9 protein-coding genes are annotated in these 12,957 nt (G+C 40.6%); 2 read left to right on the forward strand and 7 right to left on the reverse strand.

Annotated features, from left to right (window positions below):
- Window positions 1–7 precede the first annotated feature (7 nt).
- Window positions 8–3,121, reverse strand: coding sequence for a SusC/RagA family TonB-linked outer membrane protein (locus tag H8S90_RS01900; RefSeq protein WP_187340936.1), 3,114 nt, complete (start codon window positions 3,119–3,121; stop codon window positions 8–10).
- A 129-nt stretch (window positions 3,122–3,250) separates the two neighbouring features.
- Window positions 3,251–4,870, reverse strand: coding sequence for a S41 family peptidase (locus H8S90_RS01905; protein WP_187340937.1), 1,620 nt, complete (start codon window positions 4,868–4,870; stop codon window positions 3,251–3,253).
- Between the two features lie 245 nt (window positions 4,871–5,115).
- Between H8S90_RS01905 and H8S90_RS01910 the strand changes: the two genes are divergently transcribed.
- Both H8S90_RS01910 and H8S90_RS01915 read left to right on the forward strand, forming a co-directional pair.
- Entirely contained in the window at window positions 5,116–5,682 is a 567-nt protein-coding gene (locus H8S90_RS01910) for a hypothetical protein (protein ID WP_187340938.1), read from the forward strand.
- A gap of 212 nt (window positions 5,683–5,894) precedes the next feature.
- A complete protein-coding gene (locus tag H8S90_RS01915) occupies window positions 5,895–6,446 on the forward strand; it encodes a DUF4833 domain-containing protein (protein WP_187340939.1) in 552 nt (183 codons plus the stop codon).
- Between the two features lie 33 nt (window positions 6,447–6,479).
- Here the strand turns inward: H8S90_RS01915 and H8S90_RS01920 are convergent, their stop codons facing one another.
- From H8S90_RS01920 to H8S90_RS01940, 5 genes are all read right to left on the reverse strand, one after another.
- On the reverse strand, window positions 6,480–7,556 hold the full coding sequence (locus H8S90_RS01920) for a formylglycine-generating enzyme family protein (protein WP_187340940.1): 1,077 nt from the start codon (window positions 7,554–7,556) through the stop codon (window positions 6,480–6,482).
- Window positions 7,557–7,609: 53 nt separating this feature from the next.
- Window positions 7,610–8,926, reverse strand: a complete 1,317-nt coding sequence (locus H8S90_RS01925; RefSeq protein WP_187340941.1) for a YeiH family protein — start codon at window positions 8,924–8,926, stop codon at window positions 7,610–7,612.
- A 152-nt stretch (window positions 8,927–9,078) separates the two neighbouring features.
- On the reverse strand, window positions 9,079–10,029 hold the full coding sequence (locus tag H8S90_RS01930) for a sterol desaturase family protein (protein WP_187340942.1): 951 nt from the start codon (window positions 10,027–10,029) through the stop codon (window positions 9,079–9,081).
- A gap of 355 nt (window positions 10,030–10,384) precedes the next feature.
- Window positions 10,385–11,092 carry a thioredoxin domain-containing protein gene (locus H8S90_RS01935; protein WP_187340943.1) on the reverse strand — a complete coding sequence of 236 codons (708 nt, stop codon included), beginning with the start codon at window positions 11,090–11,092 and terminating at the stop codon, window positions 10,385–10,387.
- A 25-nt stretch (window positions 11,093–11,117) separates the two neighbouring features.
- The gene (locus H8S90_RS01940; RefSeq protein WP_187340944.1) at window positions 11,118–12,950 is read right to left on the reverse strand and encodes an arylsulfatase; all 1,833 of its coding nucleotides are present in this window, start codon (window positions 12,948–12,950) and stop codon (window positions 11,118–11,120) included.
- Window positions 12,951–12,957: the final 7 nt, after the last annotated feature.

The raw sequence follows: 12,957 nt of genomic DNA on the forward strand, positions 1-12,957 counted from the left end.
TTTAAATTTAGAAGGACAAGTTTATGTTAAAGCCAAAACTACGGGTAGCAGGTAATAGACCACTCTCTATACCTTGGAAATTACTTGTTCCAATCGCAACTTCCGGATCAACGGGTAAGGTACGTCTACCTATTCCAGGAATATCCAATTTTGATTTCCCACGATAAAAGAAGAACAAATTTCTTCCGGTAAGGGAGAACCGCGCTGTTTTTATAGGACTGTTCTTGATTTGCAAGGTATATCCCAACGACAATTCCCGCAACCGGAAGTTTGTGGCATCATAGGCAAAGAACTCACCATAAGCATTTGTTCCTCCTTGCGAAACCTGTGTCCAAAATTGCTCAGCAGATATAGCGACGTCATTTTGGCTACCATCCGGCAATACACCGGGTAAAACCAGTCCACCATCTCTGTAAGGTACCGTATAATCTCCTAAGCCAAAATAACCCAGCATGGCATCGGTACCAGAAATAACAGTTCCCCCCACTCGCCCATCTATCATAAAGGAAAAATTAAAGTTTTTATAGTCGATCTGGTTTAACCAACTTAGGGTATAATCTGGGTTAAAATTACCGATCTGCTGCAATTGCTGCACTACTGGAAGTCCTGCATCATTGATCTGATATTGCCCTGCCGGATCCTGTGCCCATTTAAAGCCATAGATATCGCCATAAGCACCTCCTGGCCGGATTAACAGACTACCAAAATTAGCCGAAGGAGATAAACTTGCCTGTTCTACACCGGGCAATAAAGACAATACCTTATTACGGTTCAATGCGAAGTTCACGGTGCTATTCCAACTAAGTTCTTCCTTCCTAATTGGGTTTCCGGTAAGCATAACTTCCATTCCTTTATTTTCAATATCCCCTACATTAACGTATTGGTTATTATAACCGGATGGCTGGGGTAATCCAATAAAGATAAGTTGATTCACCGTATTTGTTTTATATAGGGATGCATCGACACCTAAGCGCCCTTCAAAAAATCGCCATTCGGTACCCACCTCCCAGGCTTTGGTACGTTCGGGCTTTAAATTATCGATGTACTTAATCTGATCCCGTGCAACAAAACCTTCCCCAGCACCCTGGCTATAGGTATACGTCTGCTGCAGCAAATAGGGGTCGGCATCGTTACCCACCTGTGTATAAGCGCCCCTTACTTTCGCATAATTAATCCATGAAGGCAAACTAAGCATCTCGGAAAGCAATCCCGAAAGTCCAAAAGAAGGATAAAAATAGCTATGTGGTGCCGGAAGGGTAGACGACCAATCGTTCCGTGCGGTTACGTCTAAAAATAATAATTGTCTATAATTTAATTCAGCACTTCCATAAACAGACTGTATTTCTTTTCTGGCCACAATATTTGCAAAAGTTGGCGTACTGGCGAAATTAAGGTCAAACATATTCGGGATGCGCAAACCATTGGCCAAAGATTGTGTATTGTAACCGCTGTTATTAAGCAATGCCGCTCCAACATTATAATTAATGCCGAAATTGCTGCCTATGTCGTTGGTACCTGATAGCAAGAAGTCTATATTACGCTCCCAACGATTTACATGGTTTTCCTGATAACGGCCACCGGCTAAGGTCGGGATTGGCAAAGTACCTTCATGAAAGGCTCCGGTAATCTTATCGTCATATCGGTCCAGACTATAACGGCCCTGAGCAAACAACCAATCCGTGATTTGATATTTTACGCTACCCACTAACATCACCCGGTTACGTTCTTCATTAAGTGACATCCGATACACATCCCAATAGGGGTTTTGGAAGAAAGAACTATTTGTCCAATAATTCGGCAAGGGTTGTGCTGTTTCCGGGTTAACCGTCTCAAAGTCCCTTAATTCATCGGCAGACATATCCCTTGGCATAATTAGGGCCTCATTGGTTACGCCATTATCGCCTAATCTCGGTTTATTTTTTGTTTTTTGATTGACATACGTAATTTTGAGATCCGTTGTCAGACCAGGAAGCACCTCATTATTTAGCCGAAGGTTGAGGGTATTACGATCCATGCGGTTCGTCGGGACAATTCCACCAATGGCATTATTGGTATAGGAAGCATAACCTTGCATTTTTTCGGTTCCCCCGGAAATATTGATGGAATTATTGATCGTTGTACCTGTATTATAGAAACTGCGGACATTGTCCGGATGAGTTATAGTAGGCTGACCCCAACTTCCGGCGGCATCTTCACCAAATGTTCCTCCATTACCCCGCCCATATACGTTTTGAAAATCCATCAAAAGAAAGGGCCGATCGCTTGTAATACCTCCACTATAATTCAGTCGAACAGCACCTTCTTTCCCTTTTTTAGTTGTGATCATTAAGGCGCCATTGGCCGCGCGGCTGCCGTACAAAGCGGCGGCTGCCGGGCCTTTCAATACGGTTATCGACTCCACGTCTTCCGGATTGATGCTCGCGGCCCCATCACTCCCGGAATAGCCACTGCTCAAACTCTTTTGCTGGGTAGCTACCGTGTTAGCAGATCCACCTCCCCCTTGCTCAGTTGTCATGGTATTATCAATAGGTACCCCGTCCACAACAATTAACGCATTATTATTCCCACTGATGGATCGGTTCCCTCTCAACACTACCCTTACAGCACCCCCCGGGCCACTGGCCGCCGGCGTCACGACCGCTCCGGCTACTTTACCATTCAGGCTGTTCATGACATTTCCTCCCGGATCTTTCACGTTGGTTAGATCGGTATTCCGCAGTTCCTGTGTTGCATAGGTTAGTGATTTTGTTTGCCGCTCTATTCCCAAAGCTGTAACCACAACTTCACTTAACTGTGCGGCATCTTCAGTTAATATGACATCGATAACAGGATTATTTCCAACTAAAATTTCTTTGGCCTGATAACCTACAGAGGAAAAAATCAGGGTGGCGCCTTCTTTGACTTGCAGGTTATAGTGTCCATTGACATCTGTGGAGGCTCCTTCGTTACCGTCCTTCACTTGCACACTAACTCCCGGGATAGGCGTGTCATCTGTTTGACTCTTGACCCTTCCCGTAACTTGTCGGATTTCTTGACTGTAGGCAATTATTGGTAAATACTGTACTACAATAAGGAGCAAAATTTTTATACACTGTTTTCGAAAAGGTGATGTTCTTTTCATAATTTCTCTTTTAGGATTGGTGTGATCAAGGACTAACCTCCTTGACATAGCCAAATCACCGAGAAATATGAATCAATAACAAAAAATCGAAAAAAAAACAGCGAGAACGTTACCGAAGAAACACCAACACTATCGTTTTAATGTCTCTATAGCTCTAGTGAGCATCCGGTCGGCCTCATTTCTAATCCTAAAAAAGGCTTCTCCTCCAAAGAAAAAACGAGCAACTAACGCTTTCATATCAGCTTCGATTAATTTTTGCGCAACTGCTGTTTCTTTATCACTAACTTCAATACCCCTATTTCGTGATAGCTCAACGAAATCACTATAGGTATTTCGCGGCAGTGTATAATGGTCCATGTAATGATCGATGGAAAAATCTGGTGGGGTGGTCACCAAATTCGTGTATACATAATCGTTAATTATATTTTCTTTGATTACCTTTTTATAAAAACTATTGGCTCCCAGGCTATCAACGGGCACATAAATATCAGGCATAATCCCTCCGCCTCCATAAATAGGCCGACCAGATGAAGTATGGTATAATGCTCCTCTAAATAGCGTCGTATCAATTGTATTCGTAGCTGTGTCTCTCGTCAGTTCTCCCGAACTATATCGTCTACTAATCTCATTAAAATAGCTTTCGACACCATCTTTGTATGATTTTTGTATACATCTCCCTGATGGCGTATAATACCTAGCGATTGTTAGATTAACGGCAGACCCATCATCAAAATCAAATTGATCCTGTACCAGTCCTTTTCCGAAGGAACGTCTACCTAGCACAATACCACGGTCGAGATCTTGCACAGCACCTGCAACAATTTCACTTGCAGACGCCGACTTCTCGTCAATTAACACAACCAATTTTCCCTCACTAAAAATACCGTTCCCATTAGAATAGTATTCTCGACGTGTTTCATTTGCTCCCTGTGTATACACCAGAAGTTCCTTTCCTTTAAAAAACTCACTGGCTAGAGCTGTAGCAGATCGGAGATACCCCCCACCATTCTCCCGAAGATCAAGTATAAGCTTATCTACACCATACTGTTTCATTCTTTTTAAATTATCTCTGAAATCATTTGCAGTTTGCGCACCAAAGCGTTTTATTTTGATATACGCAATCGCCGTATCAATAATATAAGCAGCATCGATACTGCTCACTACTATTTTGTCGCGGGTTACTTTAATTGGTTCTGGCAAATCTTCTCCCGTTCTATTAATCCAAAGATTTACCGTTGTACCTCTTTTTCCTCTGACTCTTGCAGCTACTTCCTGCTCTTTCATATACTCCCCAGCGATAGGTCTATCGTCTACACCGATTAACTTATCACCTATTTTTACGCCGGCTTTCTGCGCAGGCCCACCAGGTGTTACCGAAGTAATCATGAGGGTATCTTGAAGTCTATAATATTCTACACCTATACCATCAAAACTCCCGTTCAGATCCTCTCCCATTGCTTTAGCCAAAGCGGGCGGCATATAAGTTGAATGTGGGTCTAAATTAGATAAGACTTCCTTAATTGCATAATCCTGCAAGGTATCTACACCAACTATATCTACGTATTTATCTTGAACAATTTGTATAAGACGCTGAAGTTTCCCGTTCCTATCGACCAAAACTGTAGGTAGTAGTGTATTACTTGTTCGGGCATTTTCATTCTCAAAACTTTGACCCAACAATAAACCCACAAAGAGTACCCCAGCATAAGTAGCGGCAGTAAGTAAATTTTTTTTAGTTTCAGGGCTCATAGCAAAACAGAGGTGCTAAGGTAATTATTATCACGCATATTATAGAGCAAAACAATCTATTTTATAATGCTCGAAACACCAATGGAAATTTGATTTTTAGAATTATCTTTACGTAGAAAATGTGCCGTCAAATAAATCTTCTATACACGGTACAATATATAAAACAGCATGACAATTAATTATGCTAACAATATAGCTAGAAAAAAGTTTACTTGACAAGTAAAGCGCAAAAATTTAGACACAAAATGCATGAAATAGAACCTTTTTACCGATGGCGTGATGACTACATTGCTTCCGAAGATGAACTATCACCATTTTATGGAACTGAGTATAGTGAATTTGAATTTGACAAACAGATATATAATTTCCTATTACACCCTCAATGGGATTACTTTGGGTCTACTACGCTCTATTTAAAAATATTATATGCAGATTATGATCATAACTATGCGATCATTGAATTTATTGGCGAATGGAATGATGCCATTTACAATGACATTATGCTCCTCAAACGTGAGATACTAGAACCTATGATGTCGGCAGGAATCAATAAATTCATTTTAATAGGAGAGAACATTCTCAATTTTCATTCATCTGATGATTGTTACTACGAAGAATGGTTTCAAGAAATTGAAGATGGATGGATTGCGGGTATTAATTTCAGGCAACACGTAATTGAAGAGTTTAAGAACTCCAATATTGATTATTTCATTAATTTTGGAGGTGCCTTAGACGAAGTGAGCTGGCGCAACCATAAACCCATACAAGTTTATCGCGCTGTGGAAGAACAGTTAACCAAGCGATTGTACTAGTTCGTTAGTAACAATGTAGCATAGCCTCTTGTATTGCTCATCAAACCTGTATTTTAGTATTTATCTTCACTGAAGGTTCTTCGGCGCCTATCATAAATTCCCAACAAATAAGTTTAAGCCTTTTTATCAGTTGTTTGTATCTTTTGGTATGAAGCTTGTTGCACTTTAATAATAAGACAATACTAACTTAAATAAAGAAAAGCCAATGATCTATGAATTCATCTCTTTATTTATTTATCGCAGTATCGCTCTGCTACACAAAATTAACAGCGCAGGAGCATAGCAAACAAGTGGATACAGCTGCCTTGCCAGTTCCAAACGAGAAGGGTCAATTATTCTATCTCCAGCGGGATCCTAATACCAATACTGTTGTTTACACGCTCAATAAAAAGAATGGTAAAATTGACGAAAGCAATCCAGTTAACGCCTATTGGATTCTCTACGAAGAGGATGGTGAACGGAAAAACCTTTCTTTTATCCAGAAAAAACTCGCCTATGGTATACAACATAAAAAACTTGCCAACGACGAATTTGAGATCAATCTGACATCTTGCAAAAAAGTACCTCTACGGCTCGCCTATTGCCCGGAGAGTGCACAATACGAGGCTTTCGCCTCTATAAATAACAAGCAGACAATAATAGACAGGATATTTGTAAGGATCAATGGAGGTAGTTTATTCAAACCGAATATTGATTATATTGAATTAATTGGGCGTGAAAGCAAGTCCGGCAAAGGCGTTAAACATATCCTAGAAATGGACTAACTTCCTATTTCATCAAGAAGATTCGTTTCGTCTTTACTCTGCCTCAGGCGCTTGATCACTCACACATCTAAAACCCAGGTTATTGCTGGCACTACTCACCTCGCCTTTGCCTCGGCTTCCGGCTTTGTAACGTTCGCAATACTGCTCATTACATAAAAAAGAACCCCCTCTCTGTACGCGCTTTACGAGCCCCGGCTCTGTAGGATCGTAACTATCGGAAGGTCCTTTGGGATTATCCTTCACCGAATTCTTATAGGTGTCTGGTCTATAGTAATCTGAACACCATTCCCAAACGTTGCCATCCATATCGTACAGTCCAAAGGCATTTGCCGGAAACGATTTTACTGGTGCCGTTTCTTCAAAACCATCTTCTCCTGTATTTTTAGTCGGAAAATTTCCTTGATATACATTAGCAACCCACTTACCGTCAGGTTTAAGGTCATTCCCCCAATAAAATGTCTGATCTTTTTTTCCAGCGCGTGCAGCATATTCCCACTCCGCCTCGGTTGGTAATCTTTTCCCCGCCCATTTAGCAAATGCTTCCGCATCTTCATAGCTAACATGCACTACTGGGTCATTGTCCTCAATAGTACTTCCGGGACCTTTTGGATGTCTCCAAGAGGCGCCAGGCACATATTTCCACCACTGTAGGTGATTATTTAAGTTCACCTGCTCTTCTGGCGGGCTAAATACTGCCGACCCCGGGACTAACAAGTCTCTTGAAACACCCGGAAAGTCCTCGGGATTTAATGCCCGTTCAGCTACAGTGATATATCCTGTAGCCTCCACAAATTTAGCAAACTGCGCATTGGTAACTTCATGCTCATCCATCCAAAAATCGCTTATAGTTACGTCATGTATAGGCTGAGCATCGGCAAATTCCGTTGATCCCATTCGGAAATCACCTCCTTTTATCAACACCATCTTTCCATCATCAGCACCTAAAAGAATTTCGTTTTGCACATTCTTCACGGCCGCTACACGCGAAGGCATTCCTTCAGACACGCACATGGCAACAGAATCCTGCTCATCAACCCTACGTTCGTTTCCCGTATTACATGCCGAGAGAAAAATGATGCTGATACATGCTATAGATTTATATTTTTTCATATTTACATTCAAGTTCTCAAATCTAAAGTTACTATTCCCCGCTAATCCTCCTCCTATCCAAAGAGTAAAAACGCAAGAATCAACGTAATAATAATATTGAATAACTGGGCTATAAGAAACACCCAAAAAGGACGTTTGCTGTTTTCTTTTATTAACTCCTTAAAATTTGTCTCCAATCCAATACTTGTAAAAGCCAGTGCAAACCAAAGACTTTGTATACTCTTTATGTCTCCTTTTACAGTCGCTATGGTGTCTTCGCTCAAAACAAAAGAGAATAATAAAGATGCTGCAATAAATCCCAGAACAAACTTAGGAAACCGCTCCCAAATAACACCTAAACCCGGTTTGGTACCCGGTTGCTGGCCAGCAGGGTGGTTAGTGTAAGTCCAATAAATTGAGATAGCCAGGGCGGCCACACCTAAAAGAACATTTTGTGAAAATTTTACAATAGTACTGATTTTTAATGCAGTCTCTCCAACAAGCGAACCAGACGCAACCACTGCTCCTGACGTATCTATACTTCCTCCTAACCAAGCACCTGTCACCTCTTCAGAAAAACCAAAATAACTAGCAATATAAGGCATACCGATCATCATTGGAACAGCCGTGATTAATACCATAGACACTACATACGACAATTTTTTTGAATCTCCCTGAATGGCACCCGAGGTAGCAATAGCGGCTGAAACACCGCATATAGAAACAGCACTCGACAGCATCAAGCCCAGTTCTTCATCTATTTTAAATTTTTTGCACAGCCAAAAAGCAAAATACCATACGGATAAAACCACCACTAACGATTGTATAAGTCCCAAAGACCCAGCCTTTAAAATATCTGAAAAAATGACACTGGTACCCAACAGAACCAACCCGATCTTCACCAAAAGTTCCGCTGATAAGGACTCCTTTAACCAAACAGGTAATTTCACGGTATTTCCTATTAATAAACCTATACATAAGCTAAAGATTACCGCTTCTAGCCCCAACTCCTCCATACTGGCGTTTCCCGCAAACAGTAATGCAACCACTGTCAATATAAAAACAACAGGAAAGCCCTTTAGATATGGAGCCACTTTTCTTCCCGTTAGCAAAGCTCCAAAAATGAGTATGGCAAATGTAAATAGAAACTGTAACAATAATCGTTGTGAATTTTCCAAAGAAAATACAGCTAGTAAACCACTTAGATCAGACCATTTATACTGGGGAGCACTGATATGTAAGCCGGCAATTGCCGAAACGATGATAATAGCTCCCAAGATGACTACGGTCCAGTCTTCTGTTAAATAATTCTTTTTAGGCAGATTCTGTAATTCTGCAGATAGGTCTTCTTCCGGAACTTCAAGTTCATTTACCACATTTTCTTGACGCATGTTTTAGTAGCTGATTAGTAAAAAATCAAAACTATTGATAATAAGTTAAAAGGAAAAAGGAAAAACGTAAAATTTCGCAGACATTAACACTTAAATACAGTAAGCAGGTCATCAAGTTTACAAAAACAAGCCCTGTGCCTTATCGGAAGATCTTACGTAAGCCCTGATGAAATAGCATCTGTACCAAAAGAAGTTTCCGTGTTTTTTTCGGCAACCGCTACCTCGTTGGTATCTTTTACGTCTTGCCTTACAACAGGCCCATTCGCAGCCAATTCACTTCCCTTAACTTTTGATTTAAAGATTGGCCAAAGTAATTGTGCATACCATTCATCACCTTCATAATGTGAAATGCCATATGTTTTTGGATATTTACGTGTAATTAAGGCTGTTCCAAAAATAATATCCCATATAAAAAACATATTTCCAAAATTTCCTTTGTAATATCCAACACCATCATCGGTCCTATCTGCATGATGCGCATGATGTGTCGCAGGTGTAGAAATCGTTCTTTCCAGAACCCATGCAATTGGATGCAACCACTTTTTTTCATAAAGAGGCCTATCCCATTTAATACTCGAATGTGCCATTTTTGTTATGAGCGATTTGATACCCCTCGCAAATAAAGCTGGATATCCCAATCCTAAATAAACCAATAAGGTTGTCAAATACGTTTGCGAAAAGAAAATGGTATAGATCATATTCTGTCTGGAAGCCATTGCCATTCCCATGTAAGGTGCCGAATGATGCGTTCTATGGAACCTCCATAACCACGGAATTTCGTGATGTAGGCGATGATACCAATATTGTGTCAAATCATCGTAAACGCAGATAATAACAAAACCCCAAAAGAAAGGTATCCAGTCAAAAGCATCTTTTGCATAGGGAAGAATATAAGGCAAAAACTTTAAGCCAAAATAGGCTACTAATGGTCGGGTAGCCAATCGAGGCAGGGCGTAACAAGCTATATCCAACATTTTTTCGTTTCGGTTCCATTCCTTACCGTAAAGGCCAAACGAAAATTCAAAAACACCTATAATCAGTGTCAGTACCGGCAACCCCCAAGTATTGAGGTTCGTAAAAATTGATTCTATAAATTCTATCATAATCTTTGTTATTAACGAAAAAAATCTAATACTTAATCATCAGGTTATTCCAACCAAGGTCGCTGGTCTGTAACAAAAAAATACAGAAACATCAACAAGATAGGTAGCGCATATATCAATAGGCTCAATAATACGTTGCGAATAATTCGGTCTTTGACGTCTTTTTCTAATTTCATTTAAAGATCAATTAGGCATAATCATTAATAATTTCAAACACATACATGCCATCTACGCTTACATCAGTTTTTGTAAAAGTGTAATACCCAAACATATGATGAGCGCCGGGATGAGTGCTACTATAATACCCACCAGAATTTTCTTTAAGAGTAGGATAATATCTTGAAAGGTCATTTTTTTAAAGTTTATGTTTATTTAACTGATTAACAATCTCCTCCTTAGAGGATAAACCAGTTTTCTTCCACACCACTTCATTTTCTTTGTAAAGAATAAGTGTTGGCAAAGCTTCAACAGCTAACTCTTTTATCAATTGCTTATTATCATACGCCTCGATATCGACCAATTTGAATACATCTGAATGTTCGCTAACAACCTCTGCCACTACTGGCTTTAGTTTTTGGCATCCTCCGCAATAGCGGGATCCTACATCCACCAACACCAATTGATCAGCTTTCACCTGCTCTTGAAAATCAGCAAGTGAAAGTCCCTCATCCACCGTTGATTCTACTGGCTTTCCTTTCCCGATCCATTTGCTGAGTCCTCCTGGAAATTCATACACCTCCCCAAAACCAAGCTCTTGCAAAAGAACAGCTAACTTTCCGCTCCTCCCATTACCTATCGAATAGACAAACACAGGTTTCTCTTTATTAAGTTGTTTTACAACAGCGCTTAATTGTTCTTCATCTACGACGTTTACAGCGCCTTTCACGTGATTCTGTTGGTACTCTTCGTAAGAACGTGCATCTAAGATCTGTGCTTCGCCCGCTTGGGCTTCCAATTTTTGCTCAAAATCGACAAAGGGGATTAATGTCTTTTTGGTTTGCTGTTGTCCAGACACCATACTTTGTGCCGATAGCAACAACATCATCATAATTAACTTTTTCATCGTGTATTGTACTTTATCATTGTTACTATTTTGTTTCCGTACTGCGCCTATCTACCACGTCATCCCAATTAATTAATGGATACACATTGTTTACTTTCGCTTCCTCGTCGAATAGCGCTTTCAGTTCTTCCAGCTTTTCCGGATGCTGCTTTGAAAGGTCATTTTGTTCATTAAAGTCCTCGTCGAGATGGTATAATTGCCAGTCAATATTAGCCGGATCATCGAAGCTAACATTACGTATTCTTCCTCCTTTATTTTCATCTATTTTAAAAGCTAGACTGGCTTTCCACCCATCCTTATATATTGCCCGAGAACCAAAAATGTAATAATATTGCACTAAATGTTGTGAAGGGGCCTCTTTATCATTAAACGAGTAAAATAAAGAAGTTTGTATGCTATCTTGTTTGATGCCCCTGATATATGTTGGAGCTTCGATATTCAGGAACTCCAAAGTTGTAGGAAGTAAATCGTTCACATATCCATATTGATGCCTTAAACCGCCTTTCTCCTTAATCGTTTTAGGATAGAAAACAATCAGGGGATTGCGCGTACCTCCTTCGGCATGCGCATCCTGTTTCCAATATTTAAAGGGTGTATTCGTGGCCTGGGCCCATCCTAGAGGATAGTTTCCATTAGTTGCCTCTGGCGTACCTATCAAGTCGAAATTTTCTAGATGCGCTTTAATAGCTTCTTCTTCTGATTGTTCTTGTAAAAGGGCTGTTGCCGGTGCACGCTTGATCGTCCCATATTGGGTTCCTTCTTTGCTCCCGCCATTGTCGCCTATCACCAAAAGTATTAAGGTATTATCTAATTGATTGATCGATTGCAGATGATCAATTAATCTTCCCACCTCATAATCGGTATACGTTAAATATCCGGCATAGACCTCAAAGAAACGTGTATATACTTTTTTTGCGTCATCTGAAAGGTCATTCCACGCTTTAATATATGGGTTACGGGCGGGCAAAGTAGCATTGGCCGGGATAAGCCCTAATTTCTTTTGGCGCTCAAACACCTCTTCACGATAAACATCCCAGCCATCGTCAAATTTACCTTTATAGAGATCACGCCATTTCTTTTCTACCTGATGTGGCGAATGGACTGCAGCAGGCGAATAATATAAAAAGAACGGTTTAGCTGGGTCAGCTTTCTTTTGACGATCAATAAAACTGATCGCTTTATCCGTAATTTGTTCACTGAGATGCCGACCATCAGGGTCCACATGTGCATTATCCTCCACTAAATCCGGTTTGTATTGGTCCGTTGCAGATCCTAAGAAACCAAAAAAATGGTCAAAGCCTTTACCGGATGGCCACCTATCAAAGGGACCGGCATCGGTGGCGTCCTGATCCGGTGTTAGTCCGTATTTTCCTACAGCAAACGTATTGTAACCATTTTCTCGCAAAATTTCGGCAATGGTGCCTTTGTCAGAAGGGATTCTACCATCCCAACCAGGAAAACCAAAAGATGCCCATTTATGAGAAAAACCACCTTCATGCACCCGATGGTGATTACGACCAGTTAATAATGCCGCTCTCGTGGGAGCACAAATCGCTGCAGTATGAAAATTCGTATACCTCAGTCCATTATTTGCCAAACTATCAAAGGTGGGTGTAGGAATTAACCCACCGAAAGCACTTGCTGCTCCAAAACCTACATCGTCCAAGAGAATCCAAACTACGTTTGGTGCACCTTCCGGTGCTTTGACCGGATCCGTCCAAGATTCCTTAGAATCCTTATATTGCTCACCGATTATTCCTTTAAAGGTCTCTTGCTGCTGCGTAATATTTTGTGCACCCAGATAACCGGGGGTTAGCAGTGTGCCTAAGCAAACACCCAAAATGATTGATTTTTTCATGATCAAC

Origin of the sequence: Olivibacter sp. SDN3 (assembly GCF_014334135.1) — a bacterium.
Lineage (GTDB): Bacteria > Bacteroidota > Bacteroidia > Sphingobacteriales > Sphingobacteriaceae > Olivibacter.

What these genes read in the sequence shown, in the direction of transcription:
- H8S90_RS01900 (WP_187340936.1), bottom strand. Translation starts at nt 3,121, where the DNA reads ATGAAAAGAACATCACCTTTTCGAAAACAGTGTATAAAAATTTTGCTC.
- H8S90_RS01905 (WP_187340937.1), bottom strand. Translation starts at nt 4,870, where the DNA reads ATGAGCCCTGAAACTAAAAAAAATTTACTTACTGCCGCTACTTATGCT.
- H8S90_RS01910 (WP_187340938.1), top strand. Translation starts at nt 5,116, where the DNA reads ATGCATGAAATAGAACCTTTTTACCGATGGCGTGATGACTACATTGCT.
- H8S90_RS01915 (WP_187340939.1), top strand. Translation starts at nt 5,895, where the DNA reads ATGAATTCATCTCTTTATTTATTTATCGCAGTATCGCTCTGCTACACA.
- H8S90_RS01920 (WP_187340940.1), bottom strand. Translation starts at nt 7,556, where the DNA reads ATGAAAAAATATAAATCTATAGCATGTATCAGCATCATTTTTCTCTCG.
- H8S90_RS01925 (WP_187340941.1), bottom strand. Translation starts at nt 8,926, where the DNA reads ATGCGTCAAGAAAATGTGGTAAATGAACTTGAAGTTCCGGAAGAAGAC.
- H8S90_RS01930 (WP_187340942.1), bottom strand. Translation starts at nt 10,029, where the DNA reads ATGATAGAATTTATAGAATCAATTTTTACGAACCTCAATACTTGGGGG.
- H8S90_RS01935 (WP_187340943.1), bottom strand. Translation starts at nt 11,092, where the DNA reads ATGAAAAAGTTAATTATGATGATGTTGTTGCTATCGGCACAAAGTATG.
- H8S90_RS01940 (WP_187340944.1), bottom strand. Translation starts at nt 12,950, where the DNA reads ATGAAAAAATCAATCATTTTGGGTGTTTGCTTAGGCACACTGCTAACC.